Genomic DNA, 22,461 nt, shown 5'->3' on the forward strand with positions numbered 1-22,461 from the left:
TCTTAATTAACACATTGCTTCTTTAAGTATAAATGTTTCGAAGGAAAAATGGTAGTTTGCTGCCAAACTGAGACTATCGAAAGATTTTACTCTCTCCTTATTGTTTACAATACTAATTAGATTTAACTTAAATATTTAAAAAGCCCATTCGTCAATGAATGGACTTTGAATTATAAGTTATATTTCTAACCTAAAGTGCACCTAAAATGATCTCGGTAAACCTAGTACATGCTGTCCAACAAAACTAACTACTAAATTATTGGAGATTGGCGCTATTTTAAATAACCTTGCTTCTCTAAATTTCCTTTCAATATGATACTCTGCGGCAAATCCATATCCACCATAAGTATCCATAGCTGCATTAGCAGCTTCCCATGCGGCTTCCGACGCCAAATATTTTGACATGTTCGCCTCTGCTCCGCCTTTTTCATTGGCGTCAAATAGAGCTGCAGCTTTATCTCTCATAAGCTTTGCCGCTTCAATATTCATATAAGCTTTCGATATGGGGAATTGTATTCCTTGATTTTGACCGATTGGGCGACTGAAAACGACTCGCTCATTTGCATATTGAACCGCCTTATCTACAAAGTAATAACCATCACCTATGCTTTCGGATGCTACTAAAATTCGCTCAGCATTCATACCACTTAGTACATAACGAAATCCTTTACCCTCTTCTCCAATCAAGTTTTCTACAGGAATCTCTACATTTTCAAAAAATACTTCAGTCGTGGCGTGGTTAACCATCGTCTCGATTGGGCGAATCGTAATATTATCCTTTTGGTCATTCATATCCAGAATAAATAAGCTTAATCCATCTGTCTTTTTGGCAACTTGTTCTTTCGGAGTTGTTCTTGCTAACAAAAGCATTAAATCTGAATACTTAGTGCGAGAAATCCAGATTTTCTGTCCGTTCACTATATACTTGTCTCCTTGACGGACAGCAGTTGTGATTATATTAGTCGTATCACTGCCAGCGGTTGGTTCCGTTACTCCAAATGCTTGAAGTCGCAATTCACCTGTTGCAATTTTCGGTAGATAACGTTGTTTCTGCTCCTCACTTCCATGATTCAGCAATGCGCCCATTGTATACATTTGAGCATGACCTGCCGCTCCATTCCCACCCGAACGATTAATTTCTTCTAAAATAACGCTAGCTTCAGCTATACCAAGTCCGGCACCTCCGTATTCTTCGGGTATCAGCACGGAAAGCCATCCTTCCTCCGTCAGCGCTTTAATAAATTCTTCGGGATATTCATTTTTTTCATCGAGTTTTTTCCAATAATCTTCCGGGAACTTTCCACATAATGTGCGAATACTTTTTCTAATTAGCTCGATTTCCTCGCCTGAACTTTTTGCAGTTACCAAATGAACCATTCCTCCTAAAAGTTTATGAATAAAACAGAATTTTAAAGATGGACGACTTGCTTAATTTCCTCAAGTAGAAACAGGGACTGGATACTTTTTATCATATGGGCCAGCTTTCAATAAATAGCTGGGAGTTTGATGTCCCACTATTTCTTCCAACAGATGGGAAGCTTTCAATAGTTCTTTCAAGTCTACATTCGTCTGTATATCCATACTATGAAGCATATGAACAACGTCTTCGGTACAAACATTACCGGTAGCTCCCGGTGCAAACGGACAACCACCCAGCCCACCAAGTGCTGTATCAAAATGACTAACACCTGCATTCATACCTGCTAGTATATTGGAGAGGCCCATATCTCTTGTATTGTGAAAATGAAGTCCAAGCTTCTGTTTTGGAAACTCAGAACGCACTAATGAAATTAGCTGAAAAACCCTTTTCGGATTCGCCATTCCTGTCGTATCGGCTAATGTCAGTGTGTTTATATTCAATTCAGTAACTTGATGCACGATGGAAACAATCCGATCTGTTGGTATTTCTCCTTCAAAAGGACAACCAAAGCTTGTAGCCAGTGACACATCCAAAGAAATTTTATTTTCGATACAAAGATCACTAATTTCATGTAACTCTTCTAAGGATTCCAAAGTTGTTTTTTGTACATTTTGTAGATTATGAGTTTCACTCACCGAAAAGACGTAGTTTATATTTTTGACACTCAGTTGAGCCGCTCTTTCTGCTCCCTTTAAATTAGGAACTAAAGCAATCAAATCAGCATCACCGGCTGCTTGCTGTATTTTAGAATATAATTCTCCACTATTAGCCATCTGCGGGACTCTTACAGGATGAACAAATGATCCAAATTCAAAGGATTGTACCCCAGCACTTTTCAACCGTTTAAATAAATGTTCTTTTTCCTCTACATTGATTAATTTCTTTTCCAGTTGAAGTCCATCGCGTAGTACTACTTCATTGATATATACTTTTGTCGGAAAATTCATACCAAGTTCTTCCCCCTTGCTCGCATTTCCACTTGATGATAAAAAGTGGAGGATTACTTTTCAATCAGTTGTTGATGGAAACCGAATTCTTTTAATATTGCTTCTGTATGTTCACCAGCCTCGGGCACCGGATTCATTACAATGTCAAATTCCTTCGATGTAACAGGTGGTATAAGTGCTTTTACTACTCCACCTGGAGAATGGATCTCTCTCCAACGTTCTCTAAATTTTAATTGAGGATGATGAATGAGTTCTTTTAATGTATTTAACTGGGCATTAGCAATATTAGACTCTTCCAGCTTAGCAATTATTTCTTTGGCACTTGAACTTTTAAACGTATCTTCTATTATTTCCTTTAATGCTATTTTATGCTGTACACGACTGCTATTTATATTAAAGCGAGAATCATTAATTAAAGATGGATTCTTTAATAGTTCTTCACAAAACTGTTTCCATTCTCTTTCATTTTGAATGGCTAAAAATACTTGTTCCTCATCTTTTACCTTGAACGGACCATAAGGATAAATTGCTGCGTGGCTTGCACCAGTTCTTTTCGGATCAGAGCCTCCATATTTAGAGTAAAGAAGCGGATATCCCATCCATTCACTTAACGCTTCTAGCATGGATATTTCGATTATTGCTCCTTTATTAGTTTCTTTTCTCGCAAACAATGCAGTTAAAATTCCTGTATAAGCATACATTCCTGCAGCTATATCTGCGATAGAAATCCCAGCCCTTGAAGGTGTTTCCTCTGTTCCAGTGATGGACATCAATCCGGCCTCGCATTGTATAAGTAAATCGTACGCTTTTTTATCTTTGTAAGGTCCGTCCGACCCATATCCAGAAATACTACAAATGATTAGCTGCGGATACTTCTCCTTTAATTCCTCCGGGTTGAAACCAAGTCGGTTGATCGCCCCTGGAGCCAAATTTTGTATGAACACATCAGCTTCGGAAAGAATCTTATCCAAAACTCTTTTTCCTTCCGGCTCTTTTAGATCAAGTGTCAACGATTCTTTTGAACGATTTAACCAAACAAAAATACTAGACATTCCGTGAACCGTTTCATCATATTTTCTAGCAAAATCTCCGCCTGGTCTTTCGACTTTAATGACACGTGCTCCTAAATCTGCTAATTGTCTAGTCGTATAAGGTGCTGCTACTGCTTGTTCTAATGAAACAACAGTAATCCCTTTTAGTGGTAACATCGAACTCCCCCTTCATAGTTTTTATGGAATAGACCGGAGATGCGAATCACCTTTAAACACCTTGCCAAACTGGGTCTCTTTTTTCATTAAATGCCAGTATTCCTTCTTCTCGGTCTTGCGAATTAGCACATTTATAGTATTCTTCTAATTCGATTGATAGTGCCTTTTCAATATCTGTTTGAATTCCTTTATCAATTGATTGTTTAAGTGCTTTTAATGAAAGAGGAGCATTTTTTGCGATTCCTTTCACAGCTTCCAACGTTCCCTCGAGTAAACTCGCACCTGGAAATACCCCATTAGCAAGCCCAAATTCGCGTGATTCGGTTGAAGTCATATGTTTCCCTGAATATAAAAATTCCTTCGCCACCTTTATTGGGATAGCTCTTGGCAAAAGCTGTGTCCCACCTGCACCTGGAATAATTCCGATCTTCACTTCAGGCAACCCGATCCTAGCATGCTCTGCAACATAACAAAGATCACAGCTCAGAGCCATCTCCAACCCACCACCTAGCGCAAACCCATTCACAGCCGCAACAGTCGGAAACGAAAAATTCCGGATTGCTTCATATGCTTCTTCAAAAATATCATGCTGAAGCTTCCAATCCTTTTGAGACATTCCCTTCCTTTCTTTTAAATCTCCTCCTACACAAAAACTCTTTTCTCCAGACCCTGTTAAAATTAAAACTCGTAGATCTTTTAGCGTCTCTAAATATTGAAAGCACTCGATTAACTCTTTTCCCATTTGAGTATTCAATGCATTCATCGCTTCCGGTCGATTAAGTTGTAAGACATAAATATTGTCATTTTTATGATCATCAATAAGTTTTATCGTGTCCCAGTTTTTCATAAGTTTCCCTCCGCTTTCTAAATACTATCCTTTAACCTAATATGAAAAGTGCAATCTCCGGGAATATCCATACTAAGGCTAGTACTAGGATGATAATTAACCCAAAAGGCAATACACTTTTTATAATGGTTCCCATCGATTCTTTCGGTACCAATGTTTTAATAGCAAACAAATTCATTCCAACAGGTGGTGTAATTACTGCAAGTTCCATATTAATCACCATGATGATTCCAAACCAAATTGGATCAAATCCTAGGCTCATTGCAATCGGGAAGAAGATTGGTGTTGTGATTAATAGTATGGAAACAACTTCCAAGAAAAAGCCCATAATGAGCCAAATAATACTCATGATTAATATAACTATCCAAGGGGCAACAGAAAGTTCAGAGATAAAGTTAGAGAGATATTGTGGCATTCCTAGAAGAGTTAATGCAGATCCAAAAACCACTGCTCCAACTACAACAGTAAGCAACATCGCACTTGTCTTTACTGATTCAATAAAGACAGTAGGGATCAACCGGGTAGGTAACGTCCGATGTATAATTGACGAAACAATGAATGCGTAAATTACTCCAACTGCTGCTGCTTCCGTAGGAGTGAATATCCCTGCATATATTCCACCCAATATAAATACTGGCAACAAGAGATCAGGGATTGCTTTAAAAAGTATATTTTTGTTTTCCTTTTCAGGAATAGTATTTTCTTCTATTTCTTGCATGGAAAGCTTAAGACTAGGAGCTTTAATAACAGTATAAATAGATAGTAAAATGGCTATCATCAATCCTGGAATAATTCCTGCCATGAACAAATGTCCAGGGGAAGATCCACTTAATGATGCATACAAGATTAAAGGAATACTTGGAGGAATAAGGATACCTAGAGACCCCCCCAGCGCTGAAAGACCATACGCAAGGTTTTTTGTATAGTTTTGTTTCAACATTTCAGGGATAGCAATCCGGCCTATTGTTAACACGGATGTCATACTAGAACCTACAATGGCAGCAAAAAGAGTGTAAGCCGCAACACTTGCCACTCCGGCCCCTCCTCTTACTCTTCTGAGAAAATGATGGGCTACCGCAAAAATTCGTTCCCCACTTTTACCGTGATACATTAGATTTCCCATAATGATGTACAAGGGAATCGCCACAAAAATAAATTCAGATAAAGTATTTTTCAATGTGATTGGTACCTGTATTAAATATTGTGTATCAGCTGAAAATAGGATTGTAATTACTCCCGACAAACCTAGTGCGAAACCAATTGGAACACCTAAAAATAATGCGATAAAAAGGACTGCTAATAATATCAATATGGCGCTCGTACTAATCAATTAATTTCGCCTCCTTTACTGTTGCATCGTTTGGTTCAGTAATAATTTTCAATACATTACCTATTCCAGCCAATATTAGAAGTCCACCACCTATACAAATAAATGAATAAGGAATCCATAAAGGAACAGAAAGTAACGTTGGAGAAACGGATCCTCGCTCGAAGGAGCTAGCTGTGATATTCCATCCGTATATAAGTAATATAGCTGCATACGGAATTACTAATATCACGTTAATTATTCGTAATACTTTATTAGCTTTACCTTTTAACTTATCGAGAAAGAAAGTTACCTTAAGATGTTCATCCTCAATCAGTAAATAACCCATGGAAAAGAAAACGATAAATTGCAAAATATACGATGATATTTCATTTGTCCAGATAGTTGGAGATCTAAATCCATACCTAGCAATCACTTCATAAAAGACAATAATAGCAAGCAAGGCTATTAAAATAGCTAATAAGTAAACAATCGTTTTTTGTACGTATTCGATGCCTTTCAATACACCTCTCATAACGATCACCAACTCTCTTCAGATTTCTCAAAGGACATAAGTCACCCAAGATTATGATGTTTCTTATGTCCTTCAGATCCAAATTATTGTTCGTTTGCTTTCTCTACCAATTCCAATAAGCGCTCGCCTATTTCACCTGAAGATTCAACGTATGCCTTATAACGATTAGAAGCTGCTTCTTTCCATAGTCCCATTTCTGTCTCAGAAGGTGTATATAGTTCTATCCCATGTTCCACCAATTGTTTTTTGTAGACTAAATCTTTTTCCTTTGCTTCTTTTCTTGACTGCTCTTGAGCAATTTCAGAAGCCTCTTCTATTGCTTTTTGTACATCTTCTGGCAACGATTCCCACCAATTAAGGTTTGTAGCTCCTTGAAAGGAAAGACTTAATAAGGTCATATCTGTTCCATATTTAGTTACTTCATACAAACTCCGATCAATTACTGAGGAAGGTCCTGTAGTGTAGCCATCTATCGCTCCATGCTCAAGCGCTTGATATATTTCCTGTGAACTCATACTTACTGGTGAAGCTCCTAGTTCTTCCAACATTAAGGATGCACCTTGACCAAAGCCTCTCATAATCTGTCCTGAAACATCCTTTGGTACTTTGATTGGTTTACTTCCATAGAGTTCCACTGTTCCATAAGACGGCCATCCAATCAATTTCATCCCCAGCTTCTCAAATTGAGTATTAAATATGTCACCAAACTCTCCATCCTCAGCTGTCCACATAGACTCCCAAGAATTAAACAGTAATGGTAAATCCGTAACTTGTAACGGTTTTGCCTCTCCACCTGCTAGAAAACCTGTTGTAATCTGTCCTATTTGAACGCCTCCCGTTGCAAGGGCATCTGGCAATTGTGTGTCGTTATATAGCTGTCCATTCGAGAATGTACTCGGAATTAAGTGAATGGAAGTATCTTTTGTTTTCTTATCAATTTCTTCCGCCAGTACTTCAAAATAAACACCAGTCGCATGCTCTTTCGGTAAGTTATAAGCAATTTTGATTGTTTGTGTTTTTTGATTTTTGTTATCTCCTGCTTTAGCGACAGAATCATTGCCCTTACTGCAACCAGTTAAAATCATTAATAAAATTAAACATAGGAATAAAAGCTTCTTCATAAACATTTAACCCCCTTATTTGTGGTAACGCTTTCATTTATTTCCACAGACTATTTACACAATGCGCTCTTCCTTACTTTCACTCATAAAACCCTTAATGTTTTCAATCCACTCTTTGAGAGAATGTAATTTTTCCATTTCTAGTCCTTGTTGAAAAAAATGTTCCATTTTACTTTTTTGTTTACTATCTACCTCATCACCATAAGCAAAAGTTAGGCAGTCAGACCATTTAGCTTCATATTCTTCTAAATTCATAGGCTTTCCTTTTGAACCAGGTGCGTGCTTAACTTCTTTTTCTATCACTTTGCCTTCTTTTGTTACTACGGACACATACACTGGTAACTTTTCGATTTCCTCGGAATCTGTGATTTCCCCTTCATATTCTGATAGCTGGACGATACCAAAGAGTTTTTGAATTTTGTCTCTTTGCACCATGGAATCTGTAAATGAGTTCAATTGAATTTCTCCATCTTCCAAAGCAGCTAAACAAGTATATTCAGCACTAAATTTTCCTTGTAGACCGGTTTTTGGCTTATGATGAATAAGTGCAGTTAGTCCATTTGGAGGAACCGATACATTTATCTCAACTACTTCACTAAGTTTTAAATTATTTTCCTTTCTTATTTCCAACATCCCATCAATAAAACGGTGGGTCAAATAACAACAAGGGAATTTTTTTACACTTAATCCATTAATCTCATAGTCATGTTGCCCACCAAATATTGTGTTTTGCATGTTTTTGGATAAATGTACAAATGGATCACTACCTGTATAGGCTTGAAAAAAACCTCTTTCCTCAAAAATTTCTTTATTAGCGGTTAATCCTTCTTCAGCCAATAAAACAGCCTGTATTGAATGTTGGGCAGCTAAGCCTACGTGAAGAGGCTTGGTCATCGTTCCAAAATTCTTTTGAAGTCCGCCTGCCATCGAAGCGGAAATAGCAATGGCATTTTGCAATTTTTCTTTATTGAATCTCATCAGATGTCCGCAAGCTGCTGTTGCTCCAATCGTTCCAAGTGTACTTGTAGAGTGCCATCCAAGATCATAATGTTTGAATCCCATCACTTTACCTATCGTTATCATGACTTCTGTTCCTACCACATAAGCAGCTAGTATATCCTTCATAGATTTCTCCAAATATTCACCTAGTGTAAAAATAGAAGCCACTATTGGTGCACTTGGATGCGCCAAAATGGTTGGCGTTACATCATCAAAATCTAACGCATGCGTCGCTGTCCCATTAATAAGAGCCGCATATTCCAATGGAACTTTTTCTAACTCTCCCCAAATAGAGGCCATCGCATAATTCGTAGACTTTTTCATATAAGTCTTTTTGACAACTTCTACACTTGGCTCGTTCCATCCCGCCAACGCGACCGCTATTGTATCAATAATTGCAAGTTTAGAAATCTCAATAATTTCCGTACCTAAACTCTCATAGCTAACAGAACCTATATAATCAGCCATTTGTTCCAAAAATTTTTTTTGCATTTTTCTCCCCCCTTTAATGAATTTAATTAAACCTTTAATTAAAAACAGAATTATTAGTATATTTATAACATTGAAAATTCAATCAGTCTAATATATAGTTTGAATAATACTTATAGAAAAAAACTATAGCTATGAGGAGGTTAGAATGGAGCCTAAAATTCTTAACTATGTCATTACACTGGCCAATGAAAAAAATTTTACGAAGGCAGCACGCAAACTTCATTTGGCACAGCCCTCTTTAAGTTACCAAATAAGTAAACTAGAAAAAGAATTGGGAATACTGTTATTCAATAGAGAAAATGAGGTATCTCTCACTTATGCTGGGAAGGTGTTCATCTCCCATGCCAGACAGATTATCAATCAGTTTCAACAACTGAACTCTGAAATAATTGACGTGGCAGAGATGAAAAAAGGCCAACTGCTTGTTGGAAGTTTAGCCCACACAGGTGCGTATATGCTACCTAAAACAATTTCGAGATTTAAGGATAAATTTCCAGGTATTGACCTTATACTAATCGAGGATACAAGTGTCAATTTACAATTACTGATTTCGAGTGGTCAGCTTGAAATAGGACTCATGTCGATGCCAATCACAAATAATGAGCTCGAGAAAGAAACTATTTTAGAAGAGGATATTTTACTCGCTATTCCGACCAATCATTGGTTAGCTAGTTATGAGGAAGTCGATTTGAAGGATTGCAAGGATGAACCTTTCATATTCATTAAAGAAGGCAACCACTTTAGAAAAAAAACATATGATTTATGTGTACAATCCGGCTTCGAACCTAAGATTGTTTTCGAAAGTATCAATATCAATACATGCCAATCTCTTGTCACCGCTGGAGTCGGAATTTCTTTCGTTCCTAGAATGGTTGTGAACGAATTTCAACTAACAAATAAACCTGTCTACCTCCCTATCAAAGCAGAGAAAATTAACCCAAAGAGAGAAATTGTAATAGCGTATAAAAATGATCGATATCTCTCCAAAGCCGCACGAGCTTTTATAAATACGATGAGTGAGTTATATAATTAAGAGCTAAATAAATTATTTCCTAAAAAAACACATTTTTAACGCCCACCTGATGAACAGGCGGGCGTTTGTCGATACTTTCTTATTAAATATTAGATGAACTACTTCTTATACCGATATTTTTTCCAGTAGCCTCTCTTCTGCCTTAATCCGCTGACCGCTCTCCTCATCGTAAAAGTGGGCACAGTCCATCTCAAAGCCGAGCATGACTTCCTCTCCTGGTGAAACAATCGTACGTGATTCTACCTGGGCGATGAATTCTTGTGGACCAATGGATGAATAGAGGAGCATATCTGAACCGGTCAATTCGGAAACAACAATCTTCGCACGTAAATGCTCAAAACGAGGTTCTCCCTTCAGCCCAGTCTGCATTTTAATATGCTCTGGACGGATTCCCATGACAATCGTTTCTCGATCATAGCCTTGTCCTTTTAAAACTGCTAGCTTATCTTGTGGAACCTTCAGTTCGATACCTTCTGAAACAAAGCGGTTTCCTACTATTTTACCTGAAAAGAAATTCATAGCAGGAGATCCGATAAAGCTTCCGACGAATACATTTTCCGGATAGTCATATACGGTCTTTGGAGTTCCAACCTGTTGGATTACACCGTCTTTCATAATGACAATTCGAGTGGCCATCGTCATTGCTTCTGTTTGGTCATGCGTCACGTAAATAGAAGTTGTTTTAAGACGTTGATGAAGCTTGGCGATTTCTGCTCGCATTTGGAAACGTAATTTCGCATCTAGATTCGATAGGGGTTCATCCATTAGAAACAGTTTCGCCTCTCGAACGATGGCGCGTCCTAATGCGACACGCTGCTTCTGCCCACCGGATAACGCACTTGGTTTACGTTTCAACAAATCCTGCAAGCCTAAAATTTCTGCCGCTTCTCTCACTCGACGATCGATTTCTTTTTTATTGGTCTTCCGTATTTTTAATCCAAATGCGATATTGTCATAAACAGTCATATGAGGATAGAGCGCGTAGTTTTGGAATACCATTGAAATGCCACGATTTGCAGGGGGTACATCATTCATCAGCTTGTCGTCTAGAAAAAACTCTCCGTCCGTAATCTCTTCAAGCCCTGCTATCATTCGTAGCATCGTCGATTTCCCACATCCAGATGGTCCTACAAGTACTATGAACTCCCCATCCTCCACATGTAGGTTAAAATCTGTTACCGCATTCCCTTTTATCGATTTATCATATTGTTTGTTAATGTTTTTCAACAGCAACTCAGCCATTTTACTTCCCCCATTCTTATGATTTTCCGCCTGATTGTAAATTGATACCTTGTATGAAATACTTTTGGAAGAAGAAGAACAGAATGACGACTGGTAAAAGTACAAACAATGACCCTGCCATCAAGTAATTCCACTGCGTATTCATCTCTCCTTTAAACACTTGAAGTCCTAATTGAAGCGTATATAAATTCTCATTATTCACATAGAGAAGTGGTCCTAAGAAATCATTCCAAGCTCCATTGAACGAAAAAATCGCCACGGTTGCCATTGCAGGTTTAGTCAATGGAATGCCGATCTTTCTCCAAATATAGAAATGACTTGCTCCTTCCATCTTGGCCGCTTCAATCATTTCATTCGGAATCGTCATATAGAACTGGCGAAGCAGAAATATATTAAATGCACCGCCAAAAAAAGCGGGTACGACAAGCGGCAAGTATGTATTGACCCAGCCAAGCTTTGAAAATAGAACGTACTGTGGGATAAGTGTCACAAAACCAGGGATCATCATCGTCGATAGAACGATGGCGAACAAAACATTTCTTCCTTTAAACGGTATCTTCGCAAACCCATATGCCACAAAAGAGTTGACAATCACTTGTCCGATTACGACCAAAATAGTAATGGTCAGCGTATTAATCGTGTACAAATCAAATGGAGCCGCTTCCCATGTTTTCAAGTAATTCTCCCATTTCCAATCAGTAGGGAAGAATGTCGGTGGGAAACTCATCACTTCCTTCATCGTTTTCAGGGAAGTGGAAATCATCCACCAAAGCGGCGAAAGGAATAATAGACTACCAATACACAATAAGATAAAATTCGCAATCTTCAGTACTTTCTTCCGATTAGTCATACTTGCAAAATAAGCATCCTTCATTTTTTCGCCTCCCCTTCATAATGCACCCAGCGAGGAGCGAGTTTTAGATTGATCATTGTTAGTACAAAAACGATGAGGAACAGTACCCATGACATAGCCATTGCGTAGCCCATATCAAATACTTTGAATGCTTTATTCCACATATAGTAGTTGTAGAAAAGTAGCGAGTTGACAGGACCTCCACCACCATTGGTCATAACATATGCCTCCTGGAAAATCTGGAAGCCACCGATGAGACTTGTCACTACATCAAAAAAGATAACCGGTGTAATCATTGGTATTGTAATGTAGCGGAATTGCTGCCACGTGCTGGCACCATCTATTTCCGCTGCTTCATAAAGCGACTTCGGTACACCCTGTAGACTTGCCAAATACAAGAGCATTCCACCGCCGACGCTCCAAAGCTTCATTAAAATTAGCGAAGGCTTCGTCCATTCGGGATCAAACAACCAATTCGGGCCATCAATGCCGACCCAACCGAGCATCATATTGATTAACCCCGTGCCCGGGTCGAGTAACTGCATCCATAAAAGATAAACACCAACGCCCGATAAGACCGCTGGTAAGTAATAGATGGTACGGAAAAAGCGAAGTCCGGGTACATCTTGATTGAGTAGAACAGAAAGGAAAATAGCGCCAATCGTTGTAAGAGGAACAGAGAAAGCGACGTAATATAGCGTATTGTAGAGGGATGTCCAGAACAGTTGGTCATCCATTAGTAACTTCTCGTAGTTTCTAATCCCGATGAAATCCATCTGGGAGGTAATATTATAATTGGTAAAACTGGCACCTAGTGAAAATAACAGTGGTCCTGCTGTAAAGATAAGAAAACCGATGATCCAAGGAAGGATAAATATGTATCCAACAAGACCTTCCTGCCGTTTAAAATGTAACTTTCTCTTTTTCATTGAACTATCCCCTTATGTATAGAAAAGGAGGAGAGCATTTCTGCTCCCCTTTTATCTTTATTGATTTTCTTTCACTAATCGCTCGACTGCCGCTTGGGCATCCTGCAATGCTTTTGTAGGAGTTTTCTTTCCTAGCATGACATTATCTATTTCCGGATTGATAAGAGTCGGAAAGTCCGGTGCCTGAAGAGGTGTCGGTGTTAACAATGTGTTTGGCATGTTTTCGACAGCCATCTGGTACACAATTCTGTCCTTCTCTGACATCTCTGCATTCTTAGCAGTTGCCTCTGCAGCTTTTATGTTCGCTACATTGTCATAGTTTTTGACAGCCCAGTATTCTTGCGCATCTTGATCCGTCAAATATTTGATAAACTCCCAAGCTTCCTTTGGATGGCTTGAACCTTCTGGGATTTCAGCTACAAACCCGCCTCCCCAGCTTGTGTGGCCATTACCAGGCTCGCTTTCAGGCAGCATTGCTACGCCAAAGTCCAGTTCAGGAGCATAATCACGGATTTGCGTATTGAATGTTGGAGTGTTGACAAACATCGCTAATTTCCCTGTGAAGAAAGGATTTGACTGCTGACTGTCTATTTGGGATTTATACGAATTAATGACGTTATCGCCGTAACGTTCCTTCCACCCTAATAACCAATCCAACGTTTGACGATTTATATCTGTGTCCACTTCGACATTTCCTTTATTATCCACAACGTTTTGGCCTGCTGCGTTCAACATCCATACGTCATAGTTAATACCAAATAGCGGATAGAATCCCAAACGGTCATATGTATCGCCGTTCTTTTTATCTAATTTTGCTGCGTATTCTTCTAGTTCAGCCCATGTTGTCGGTGGCTTTTCTGGATCTAGTCCAACTTCTTTAAAAGCCTCTTTGTTGTAATAGAGAATACGAGTATCTGTATTGAATGGAACTCCATACGAATCTCCTTCATATAAAGTAGCTTCCCATAGTTCAGGGTAGAATCGCTCAGAAATATCATCTTTCTCTAGAAATTGCGATAAATTCATTGCTTGTTTCTTCTGTCCGCGGAGTGCTGTCGCTTTGATATCATTAATGACAACATCTGGCGGATCGCCGGCTGCTATTGACGCAAGCTCTTTCGTCCAAATATCGCCCCATGGTACGAAAGTATGTTTTACAACAATCTCATCTTGCGAGTTATTAAAGTCCTCGATAATCTTTTCAATGACAGGCCTTCTAATCTCAGACCCCCAGAAACTCCAAAAATCGACGACCACCTTACCCTCTGCTCCTGCCTCCAGAGCAGCGCCCTTATCGCTTCCAACCTGGAAGCCAGCGCAACCTGAAAGAAGCAACATCACTGCAATTAGTGAAAACAACATTCCCTTTTTAAACAACTCTTTCTCCTCCTTCAGGATTTATAACAAAATACATACGACTTCCTTTTCCCTCTTAATCTGACAAATAAACTTATTTTTCTTAAAATAGTTTATTAGTCTTTCTTTTAACTTCTTTTGTACCCTGTTTAAAGAACTAAATACTCACTCTCGTTTAGTTGTATAGTTTTCTACCATCTAAAAAAGTCCATTCATCAATTTCTCGATGAATGGACTTTGAAAAGATAAAGGAATAGTAGTCAAAAACATTTCTTACACAGAGTTAGTATCACCTGATATTTCAATTCTTCAGTAAGTATTGTTCCTTATCGTTAATGATGGCAGTCTTTGCCTTATGATAAGAATCATGTAATTCTTCAATAATTTCAGAAACGTATTGTACTTTCTTGGTAACACCAACTCCTTGTCCTGCTCCCCATATGTCCTTCCAAGCTTTAACGTGGTGATTATTACTACCTGCTGAAAAATCCATCTCATTCTTATCCTTTAGATTACTAGGGTCTAGTCCTGCTTTTTGAATACTTGGGATAAGATAATTCGCATGAATACCGCTGAATACATCGGTATATAAGACATCTTCAATCGTCGATTGAATAACCATCTCTTTATATTCATCCACCGCTAAGCTTTCCTTAGTTGCAATGAACCTGGAACCCATATATACAAAATCTGCTCCCAATACTTCAGCCGCTAGAATATCCTGACCTTTTGAAATTCCTCCAGCCAAGATAATGGGTCCAGCCCAAAACTCTTTTACTTCATGAATAAAGGAAATCGGATTTAAGGTTCCAGCATGTCCACCTGCTCCGCTGGAAACGAGGATCAATCCATCACTTCCTTTCTCTATTGCTTTTTTGGCAAACTTAATATTAATTACATCTGATAAAACTGTACCACCATATTCGTGTACAACTTCCACCACTGGACTCGGATCTCCTAATGACGTGATGACAATTGGCGGCTGATATTTTTTTAAGAGTTTAAGGTCTTCCACATATCTTTTGTTAGAACGATGACTAATAAAATTAACTGCCCATTGAGCTATCTTTTTATTAGGGTTTTTCATCTTTAAATCTTCTAATTCATTGGTAATCTGAATCATCCACTCTTCTAATACTTCACTTGTTCGAGCATTCAATGCAGGAAATGAACCCACAACCCCCGCCTCACAAGCTTTAATGATCATATTGGGATTTGAAATCAAAAACATGGGAGCCATTATAACCGGCAACTCTAAAGAATCTTTAATAGTAGCTATCGCTTTTTTTGTCATGAAATTAGTAGCTCCTTATTCATTATTGGTGAAGAGTGTTTTCTTTCAAGGCATTAGTAGAGATTCACTTTTTCTTTATTTCCCCTTCTATACAAAATAAAGACCCTCGTATTAATACAGGGGTCCAAAGTTTAGCCCAATCTATCCTTCTTTTAAAGAATTGGCTTCCAGTCAGATTGAAACGAGTTCTATTTCATTTAATAATGTATTAACCACATCTTGCGATATTGGTTCCCAGTCAACAATCTTATTAAAAGAATCCAATAAAGATTTGTCTACCGAATATACATCATCAAAACCGTTTGAAAGGAAATAACGGCATAAGTAATGGGTTGCCAAAAATAGTTTCCTGTAATTATTTTGATCTGTAATTTCAAAATCTGCTTCTTCAAGTAACAAACTGGCCGAGTAAATATGATACATACGATTCATTAATTTTTTAGCATGCAATTCCCGCTCTAAACCTTCTATTTTAAGAATACGTTTGGTTTGTTCTTGGATCCTACCGGAAATTGACCTCAACTGTTCTCCCACTCGCCTTGAAAGAGGGTTTTTAATACGATCGAGTCGGACAAATATTTCATTAAAGAAGATATCGCCAACTTTATCTTTGGTTAAAGATCTTAATACATCCAGTGCCAATATATTTGTCGTACCTTCCCAAATGGAGCCTACATGGGCATCACGGACAAGTTTCGGATTTACCCAATCTTCGATATACCCATTGCCTCCTCTTACCTCCATTGCTTCGGCCGTTAAATATCTGGCTCTTTTACATATATAGCCTTTTAGTAATGGGGTTAATATACGTAATAGTGCTTGATCCTTTTCAGAACCTTTATCGGCTTCGGAATATATTTCTGCGGTGTGCAAAACAATTGATGTAGTTGTCTCACTATCAAGTAGAAGTTCAAATAGAGTTTCTCTCATCAATGGAAATTCAGACAGATTATTGCCGAACGAGGAGCGACCACGAGCATATTCCAGTGCTTCTAAATAACTTCGTCTAATCATTCCTGTTGACCTGACGGCATTGGAGAGACGTGATGAATTGACCATAGCCATCATTTGTCTAAACCCATTTTTAATATCCCCTACCTCATATGCGACTGCCCCTTCAAAGCTTATTTCGCCTGAAGCCATACATAGGGTACCCAGTTTATCTTTTAAGCGATTGATACTATATCGATTCAGAGTATTATCTTCCAACTTTCGTGGCACCAAAAACATACCAAGACCTTTTGTTCCAGCCTGACTATTTTCTGGTCGTGCCAAAACTAGAGCAATGTCTGCAGAAGGATTGGAACAAAACCATTTGTCTCCCCATAGTTCCCAATGGTCCCCTACCTTTTCGGCTTTCATTGTATTCGCACCAACGTCGGAACCTCCTTGCTTCTCAGTCATAAACTGGGCACCTGTCCATAGTTCATCCATATCTGTACTCGTAAGATGAGGAAGATATTTTTGTTTCATCTCCTCGCTTGCGAATTTTTCCAATACTCGTGCTGCTGAATCCGTCATACTCATCGGGCAGAGCAAACCAAACTCCGCTTGCGCGAATAAGTACCAAAAGGCATATTTTAAAACATAAGGGAATTCCTCTGGCCATCCCAATACACCAGATTTATGTGACATCGCCACCATACTGAACTTACTGTAACCTAGATGTTCCATTTCATGGTAAGACGGATGGAACTCAATTTTATCAATACGATTTCCTTTAGCATCATAAGAATGCAGTTTCGGAGAGTTTTTATCTGCTGTACGTGACAGTTGATCGAGTTGATTACCAGCAAGTTCACCCAACTCGGCAAGTAGTGGTTTTGCACGATTAAAATCTTCATTAGAAAGATAACGTTTCATTAGAAATAATAAATTTTGATCTTCATCAAAATAGTTGAATCCTGTTGTATCAGGCATTTTTCCGACAAATTCATTTTTATTCAATGAAGCGACTGACATTGAGCATACCCCCATTTTGATAAAAACTATCTTCTATTAAATACATCAAAATACATATTTGTATGAGACTGATGGAAGAGTCCCAGCGAAATCTCATTAGATATGAGTAAATCGATTGGGACATATACATTTGCCATAGTGCTATCCAGTAAGGCGGCCAATAGGGCTTTCACTCCATATTTTCACCTTCGACTTTGGAAACAATAGTAGAGCAGTATTTTCCTACTCTAGCTACCAGAAAAGTATTAAGACCACTACTGGTTCCTCTATTCATCCCTGTTTCCAGGTTAAAACATCAAACTTTGCTAGCTACCTGTACGGTATAATTCGTATTTTCTTCAATGAAATCAAATAACTTTTGACCAACACTTTCTTTTCTACCTACCTCGATTTCTTCTACAATATGGGCAACCAAACCAACAGCTCTAGCCGCAACAGCAAAAGATTTCATTACTCGATGATCGAAATCCATATCTGCTAAAACAGCTCCTATTGCTCCAACCGCATTTAATGTGATTGACTTTCCTTTTTTAGCATTGAACTGTTTACTGATTTCGTTTATGACCTCTGAATTTTTCTTATAAAAGCCAAGTTCTTTTGCGAGTTCGAATAATTTTACTGTTCTCGGATCCACTGGTTTATGGATCGGATGTCCAAATCCCGGTAATTGGAGACCCTGCTCATCGCGATCAGCCAATATTAAAGTGGCAAGCTCGCTAGCACTTTTATTTTCTCCATATTTCTCAAAACCTTTTCCCAACATTTCCGCAACTTGTTCCATTGCTCCAAGATAGACCGAACCAGCACCCAATAAACCTGCTGCTACTGCGGCTTGAACTGCTTCTGGTGCCCCTAAGTAAGTCAGTCTTGTAGAGATGGAGCTTGGTGTAAAACCATGTTCACAAATTGCGACCATGACTGCATTCAGCATCCTTGATTCATTTTCAGTTGGTTTTCTATGTTTGGCACCTAAAAATGCCATATCTGCAAGTGTAATTGATCCCATCAAATCCTCCACAAGGTCATACCCATGCACAAAAATCTTATCTGTATGTGAAACTCCCACTTTTGTTTCAAATTTCATCCTTATTCCTCCTTATATTAGATGGTTACTAGCTCTTTTTTTGAATTATATTTTTTTCTTAATTGCCCAGCGATAATATTTTTTTGGATCTCTGAAGTTCCTTCATAAATTCTTGTTATTCGTGCATCTCGATAAAATCGCTCTATTGGATATGATTGCATATATCCAAGGCCACCATGGATTTGAACCGCTTTATCCGCAATTCTTCCATATACTTCGGAACCAAGTAGTTTTGCCATGGAAGCTTCTTTAATAACATTCTTCCCTTGATCAACCATCCAAGCTACTCTATAAGTCAAACTACGAAGCGTTTCAATTTCTAAATCCATTTCTGCCAAATAATGTTGGATCACTTGCTGTTCAAAAATAGGCTTACCGAATTGAACTCGTTCCATCGCAAAATCTACAGAGAGTTCTAATAACCTTACACAAGATCCTAGATTTCGTGCAGCTAGACCTGCTCTACCATTTGCAAGAATTTTTAAAGCATTTACATAACCCAAGCCCTCTTCACCTAAAACATCTTCAATCGGCACTTCACAATTTTCGAAGAATAGCTCCACTGAATGTGCCCCTCGTAAACCCATTTTCGCTTCATTCTTCCCGATTTTTAAACCAGGGTTATCTTTATGGATAATGAAAGATGTGATACCTTTAGGTCCTTTACTACTATCCGTTACAGCCATAACTGTGAAAATACTGGCAATAGGTGCGTTGGTAATATAATGTTTTGAACCATTTAAGATATATTTATCACCATGACGGACTGCCATCGTTTGAAGGTTTGAAGCATCGGAACCAGCACTAGGTTCTGTTAAGGCAAATGCACCGACATATTCTCCTGAAGCCATTTTGGGTAAATACTTTCTTTTTTGTTCTTCAGTCCCCATTTCGACAATTCCAACAGTGCCTATTCCCGTGTGACCTCCAATAACGGTTGTATAACCATTCGCTGTCTTACCAAGTTCTTCAAAAATTGCACATTTTCCTACCATGCCAACTCCAAGGCCCCCATATTCTGCAGGAATACTTAATCCGAAAAGGCCAAGTTCCTTGCTTTTATCCATAATGGACTTGGGAATTTCGTCATCTTGTTCAATTTGATTAGCGAGGGGATCTACTTCATTGTAGACAAAATCACGTACAGTTCTGGTTATATCTTTTATATCCTCAGATAATTCAAAGTTCAAAATTATTACCTCCCGTTTTTTAGTTCAGTTTTAGTCTTTCTTTTTTATAAGTGAAAAAACGCCAACAGCATTTGCTATGATGAGGCCGTCTTCATCCAAAACCTCTGATTCGACGTATTGTATTCTACTTTTAGAACTAACAACATTGGCTGTGGCGTAAACTGTCTTACCCAATTTTGCTGGGTTAATGAAATTTGTTGTAAGTGATACCGTAGTAACCAGTTCAGGTTGTAAAGATCGCAATGTGGACGAGATGGCTACATCCAATAAAGAAACAATCGCACCACCATGAAGCGTGTTATTAATATTTTTAACTTTTTCGGTTACAACGAGTTTCACACATACATCACCTTTCTCCAAGGAATGAAAGCTAATTCCAAGAGTCTTCCAATAGGGCGAACTCTCAAAATGGTCTTTTAACCAATCCAAGTAATCTGTATCTGTTTTCATCAAACCTTCTCACTCCTTATTGATTTGACACCAAGTATGCGGATTCCACTTCATCCCATACAAATAATCCATCAAGTGCGATTATTCCTTCTCCATCATTTAATACAACGACTGGGTTGATATCCATTTCCTTCAACGTTCCATTTTGCTGGTCAACATAATCAGAAATTTTGACTAGTGCATCAGCAAATGCTTCTATATCTGATCTCTCTTGTCCACGTGTTCCTAAAAGCAATGGATATCCTTTTAACTCCTCCACCATCGTTTTAGCTTCTTCTTTCGTAATCGGGATATGACGTATCGAAATGTCTTTTAAGACTTCGATAAATATTCCTCCTAAACCACAAACTAGGAAACTACCAAATTGCGGATCACTCTTTACGCCTATGAACATCTCAATCCCATTTTTATTTAGCATCTCTTCAAGTAACACACCTTGGATATGTGCGTTAGGGTTATAATTTTTAGCCGCTTCCATTATGTCAATATAAGCCTGTTTGGCTTCGTCAATATTCTGAACGCCCAATTTAACCCCACCGGCATCTGTCTTATGCAAAATATCTTTGGAGATGATTTTGGCAACTAGGGGAAATTTTAGTCCTTCCACATAACTTTCTATCTGCTCCACCGATTGGATTACAGCATTTTCTGGAACTCTGATGTCCAGTTGTTTAAGGAGCCTTTTGGACTCATCTTCCGTCCAAACACGAGTTTTATATTGCACATTGTCCGGCTGATGTGCACGAGAAACAGGACTGCTTAAATCCGTCTCTTTGTGATAGAACTCCGAAAGTTCAACCAAATGTTTGACAGCCAACATTGTGTCATAAGTTGTTTTATAAACAGGAACACCACTTTCGCGTAAAACCTGTCTACCTTTACCAGTCAATTCCTCGGTTCCTGTTACTGTCACAATAATCGGCTTTTCTTCTCGTTTATCTATCTCAACGACACTCCTGCAAATCTGTTCACCTAACACTCCACCAAAAGTAGTTTGAATAACGATAATATCGGTATTGTCATCTCTCACTAAGGTTTCTACTGTTTCTGTTAAAATGTGTTGTTCTTTCAATGCTTGTGCCGTAATATCAATAGGGTTCAATGCTGAACCATAAGAGGGAATAGTGGCATCAATTTTGTCTTTCGTTTCTCCTTGCAATGGTTCCAAAATCAAGCCAAATTCCTCACTGAAATCAGCCATTGCAATTCCTGCTGCGCCAGAGTTTGAAATCGTTACAACTTTCCTTCCATTGGACCATTTTCTTCTGGAGACAATCTTCATGACATCAATCATTTCATCTATGTCTTTAACAGTGATAATACCGTATTGTTTAGCAATTACTTGGAACATCTCTTCTGATCCCGCCAATGAGGCAGTATGGGACGAAGCTGCTTCCTTCCCAATTGCAGACTTACCTGCCTTCAGGATAATCAATGGTTTTCTCAATACTTTTGCACGTTTTGCTACTGTTATTAGATGTTCTCCATTAGGAATCCCTTCCATATAAGCAGCAATCACTGTCGTTTCATCATCTTCGAGCATAAATTCAATTGAATCCACCGTGGTAATATCCATCTCGTTTCCGGTATTTATCACATATGTGAACCCCAGACTTTCTTCTTGAGCCAAACCGAAGACAGAAAACCCAAGTGCCCCGCTCTGTGAAACCAGCCCGATGTTTCCTCTAATAAATCCCTTTTCAGCTTCCATGGAAGTCGCAAACCCCATTGGAATACTATCTTTTACATTTAAACATCCAACACTATTTGGCCCGATAATACGAATATCATTTTCTTGAGCCATCTTTGCCACTTCATCCTGGATTTTTTTCCCGCTATCCCCAATTTCAGCGAAGCCAGAACTGAACAGTAAAATGTTCTTAACATTCTTTGAAATACATTCGCCCATTATCGAAATTAATCGGGAAGCAGACACTGCAATCAATGCCAAATCGACTTTTCCAGGGATGTCCAAAATACTATCAAAACATTTATACCCCTCGATTGAATCATACCTTGGGTTTACCGGATAAATTTCCCCCCCAAAATTACTATGAATTAGATTCTTCATCGGCTTTCCACTAATGGTTGTAAAGTCTGTAGAAGCACCTATAATTGCAATCGATTTCGGATGAAAGAAATCTCTTAATTCTTTAGTAGACATTAATTAAATCCCCCTTGTTTAACAGATAT

At 38.5% G+C, this 22,461-nt stretch carries 19 protein-coding genes; 1 reads left to right on the forward strand and 18 read right to left on the reverse strand.

Annotation, left to right across the window (positions count from 1 at the left end; translation table 11 throughout):
* Positions 1–201 precede the first annotated feature (201 nt).
* The 8 genes from FG382_RS14475 to FG382_RS14510 form a co-directional block, all read right to left on the reverse strand.
* Positions 202–1,368: an acyl-CoA dehydrogenase family protein gene (locus tag FG382_RS14475; protein ID WP_229677279.1), complete on the reverse strand. Its 1,167-nt coding sequence runs from the start codon at positions 1,366–1,368 to the stop codon at positions 202–204.
* Positions 1,369–1,437: 69 nt separating this feature from the next.
* Positions 1,438–2,367 carry a hydroxymethylglutaryl-CoA lyase gene (locus FG382_RS14480; RefSeq protein WP_142539600.1) on the reverse strand — a complete coding sequence of 310 codons (930 nt, stop codon included), beginning with the start codon at positions 2,365–2,367 and terminating at the stop codon, positions 1,438–1,440.
* Positions 2,368–2,420: 53 nt separating this feature from the next.
* On the reverse strand, positions 2,421–3,575 hold the full coding sequence (locus tag FG382_RS14485; protein ID WP_142539601.1) for a CaiB/BaiF CoA transferase family protein: 1,155 nt from the start codon (positions 3,573–3,575) through the stop codon (positions 2,421–2,423).
* 52 nt (positions 3,576–3,627) lie between these two features.
* On the reverse strand, positions 3,628–4,422 hold the full coding sequence (locus FG382_RS14490; protein ID WP_142539602.1) for an enoyl-CoA hydratase/isomerase family protein: 795 nt from the start codon (positions 4,420–4,422) through the stop codon (positions 3,628–3,630).
* A 31-nt stretch (positions 4,423–4,453) separates the two neighbouring features.
* Entirely contained in the window at positions 4,454–5,752 is a 1,299-nt protein-coding gene (locus tag FG382_RS14495) for a TRAP transporter large permease (protein ID WP_142539603.1), read from the reverse strand.
* Positions 5,745–6,263, reverse strand: coding sequence for a TRAP transporter small permease subunit (locus tag FG382_RS14500; RefSeq protein WP_142539604.1), 519 nt, complete (start codon positions 6,261–6,263; stop codon positions 5,745–5,747). Before FG382_RS14500 ends, FG382_RS14495 begins: the two co-directional genes overlap by 8 nt.
* 83 nt (positions 6,264–6,346) lie before the next feature.
* A complete protein-coding gene (locus FG382_RS14505) occupies positions 6,347–7,384 on the reverse strand; it encodes a TRAP transporter substrate-binding protein (RefSeq protein WP_170206530.1) in 1,038 nt (345 codons plus the stop codon).
* Positions 7,385–7,438: 54 nt separating this feature from the next.
* The gene (locus tag FG382_RS14510) at positions 7,439–8,875 is read right to left on the reverse strand and encodes an MmgE/PrpD family protein (RefSeq protein ID WP_142539606.1); all 1,437 of its coding nucleotides are present in this window, start codon (positions 8,873–8,875) and stop codon (positions 7,439–7,441) included.
* A 145-nt stretch (positions 8,876–9,020) separates the two neighbouring features.
* Between FG382_RS14510 and FG382_RS14515 the strand changes: the two genes are divergently transcribed.
* On the forward strand, positions 9,021–9,908 hold the full coding sequence (locus FG382_RS14515; protein ID WP_142539607.1) for a LysR family transcriptional regulator: 888 nt from the start codon (positions 9,021–9,023) through the stop codon (positions 9,906–9,908).
* A 105-nt stretch (positions 9,909–10,013) separates the two neighbouring features.
* Here the strand turns inward: FG382_RS14515 and FG382_RS14520 are convergent, their stop codons facing one another.
* From FG382_RS14520 to FG382_RS14565, 10 genes are all read right to left on the reverse strand, one after another.
* Positions 10,014–11,150 carry an ABC transporter ATP-binding protein gene (locus FG382_RS14520; RefSeq protein ID WP_142539608.1) on the reverse strand — a complete coding sequence of 379 codons (1,137 nt, stop codon included), beginning with the start codon at positions 11,148–11,150 and terminating at the stop codon, positions 10,014–10,016.
* A gap of 16 nt (positions 11,151–11,166) precedes the next feature.
* Positions 11,167–12,024, reverse strand: coding sequence for a carbohydrate ABC transporter permease (locus FG382_RS14525; RefSeq protein WP_142539609.1), 858 nt, complete (start codon positions 12,022–12,024; stop codon positions 11,167–11,169).
* Positions 12,021–12,932, reverse strand: coding sequence for a carbohydrate ABC transporter permease (locus tag FG382_RS14530; RefSeq protein ID WP_142539610.1), 912 nt, complete (start codon positions 12,930–12,932; stop codon positions 12,021–12,023). The genes FG382_RS14525 and FG382_RS14530 overlap by 4 nt, the downstream gene beginning before the upstream one ends.
* A 57-nt stretch (positions 12,933–12,989) precedes the next feature.
* The gene (locus tag FG382_RS14535; protein WP_229677280.1) at positions 12,990–14,309 is read right to left on the reverse strand and encodes an ABC transporter substrate-binding protein; all 1,320 of its coding nucleotides are present in this window, start codon (positions 14,307–14,309) and stop codon (positions 12,990–12,992) included.
* Between the two features lie 280 nt (positions 14,310–14,589).
* A complete protein-coding gene (locus FG382_RS14540; protein WP_142539611.1) occupies positions 14,590–15,582 on the reverse strand; it encodes an NAD(P)H-dependent flavin oxidoreductase in 993 nt (330 codons plus the stop codon).
* Between the two features lie 171 nt (positions 15,583–15,753).
* Positions 15,754–17,544, reverse strand: a complete 1,791-nt coding sequence (locus FG382_RS14545) for an acyl-CoA dehydrogenase family protein (RefSeq protein ID WP_170206531.1) — start codon at positions 17,542–17,544, stop codon at positions 15,754–15,756.
* Positions 17,545–17,839: 295 nt separating this feature from the next.
* Complete coding sequence (locus tag FG382_RS14550) at positions 17,840–18,628, reverse strand: citryl-CoA lyase (protein WP_142539613.1); 789 nt, start codon at positions 18,626–18,628, stop codon at positions 17,840–17,842.
* A 17-nt stretch (positions 18,629–18,645) separates the two neighbouring features.
* A complete protein-coding gene (locus FG382_RS14555) occupies positions 18,646–19,818 on the reverse strand; it encodes an acyl-CoA dehydrogenase family protein (RefSeq protein WP_142539614.1) in 1,173 nt (390 codons plus the stop codon).
* A 30-nt stretch (positions 19,819–19,848) separates the two neighbouring features.
* A complete protein-coding gene (locus FG382_RS14560) occupies positions 19,849–20,268 on the reverse strand; it encodes a PaaI family thioesterase (protein ID WP_142539615.1) in 420 nt (139 codons plus the stop codon).
* A gap of 16 nt (positions 20,269–20,284) precedes the next feature.
* Positions 20,285–22,432 (reverse strand): acetate--CoA ligase family protein, encoded by a 2,148-nt coding sequence (locus tag FG382_RS14565; protein WP_142539616.1) that lies wholly within the window; start codon positions 22,430–22,432, stop codon positions 20,285–20,287.
* Between the last annotated feature and the right edge of the window lie 29 nt (positions 22,433–22,461).

The organism is Psychrobacillus lasiicapitis (assembly GCF_006861795.1).
GTDB lineage: Bacteria > Bacillota > Bacilli > Bacillales_A > Planococcaceae > Psychrobacillus > Psychrobacillus lasiicapitis.

Bases quoted from the DNA above. Each gene is read 5' to 3' on its own strand.
- FG382_RS14480 (WP_142539600.1), bottom strand. From the start codon at position 2,367: ATGAATTTTCCGACAAAAGTATATATCAATGAAGTAGTACTACGCGAT.
- FG382_RS14490 (WP_142539602.1), bottom strand. From the start codon at position 4,422: ATGAAAAACTGGGACACGATAAAACTTATTGATGATCATAAAAATGAC.
- FG382_RS14500 (WP_142539604.1), bottom strand. From the start codon at position 6,263: ATGAGAGGTGTATTGAAAGGCATCGAATACGTACAAAAAACGATTGTT.
- FG382_RS14540 (WP_142539611.1), bottom strand. From the start codon at position 15,582: ATGACAAAAAAAGCGATAGCTACTATTAAAGATTCTTTAGAGTTGCCG.
- FG382_RS14525 (WP_142539609.1), bottom strand. From the start codon at position 12,024: ATGAAGGATGCTTATTTTGCAAGTATGACTAATCGGAAGAAAGTACTG.
- FG382_RS14545 (WP_170206531.1), bottom strand. From the start codon at position 17,544: ATGTCAGTCGCTTCATTGAATAAAAATGAATTTGTCGGAAAAATGCCT.
- FG382_RS14550 (WP_142539613.1), bottom strand. From the start codon at position 18,628: ATGAAATTTGAAACAAAAGTGGGAGTTTCACATACAGATAAGATTTTT.
- FG382_RS14530 (WP_142539610.1), bottom strand. From the start codon at position 12,932: ATGAAAAAGAGAAAGTTACATTTTAAACGGCAGGAAGGTCTTGTTGGA.
- FG382_RS14510 (WP_142539606.1), bottom strand. From the start codon at position 8,875: ATGCAAAAAAAATTTTTGGAACAAATGGCTGATTATATAGGTTCTGTT.
- FG382_RS14520 (WP_142539608.1), bottom strand. From the start codon at position 11,150: ATGGCTGAGTTGCTGTTGAAAAACATTAACAAACAATATGATAAATCG.
- FG382_RS14515 (WP_142539607.1), top strand. From the start codon at position 9,021: ATGGAGCCTAAAATTCTTAACTATGTCATTACACTGGCCAATGAAAAA.
- FG382_RS14565 (WP_142539616.1), bottom strand. From the start codon at position 22,432: ATGTCTACTAAAGAATTAAGAGATTTCTTTCATCCGAAATCGATTGCA.
- FG382_RS14485 (WP_142539601.1), bottom strand. From the start codon at position 3,575: ATGTTACCACTAAAAGGGATTACTGTTGTTTCATTAGAACAAGCAGTA.
- FG382_RS14560 (WP_142539615.1), bottom strand. From the start codon at position 20,268: ATGAAAACAGATACAGATTACTTGGATTGGTTAAAAGACCATTTTGAG.
- FG382_RS14505 (WP_170206530.1), bottom strand. From the start codon at position 7,384: ATGAAGAAGCTTTTATTCCTATGTTTAATTTTATTAATGATTTTAACT.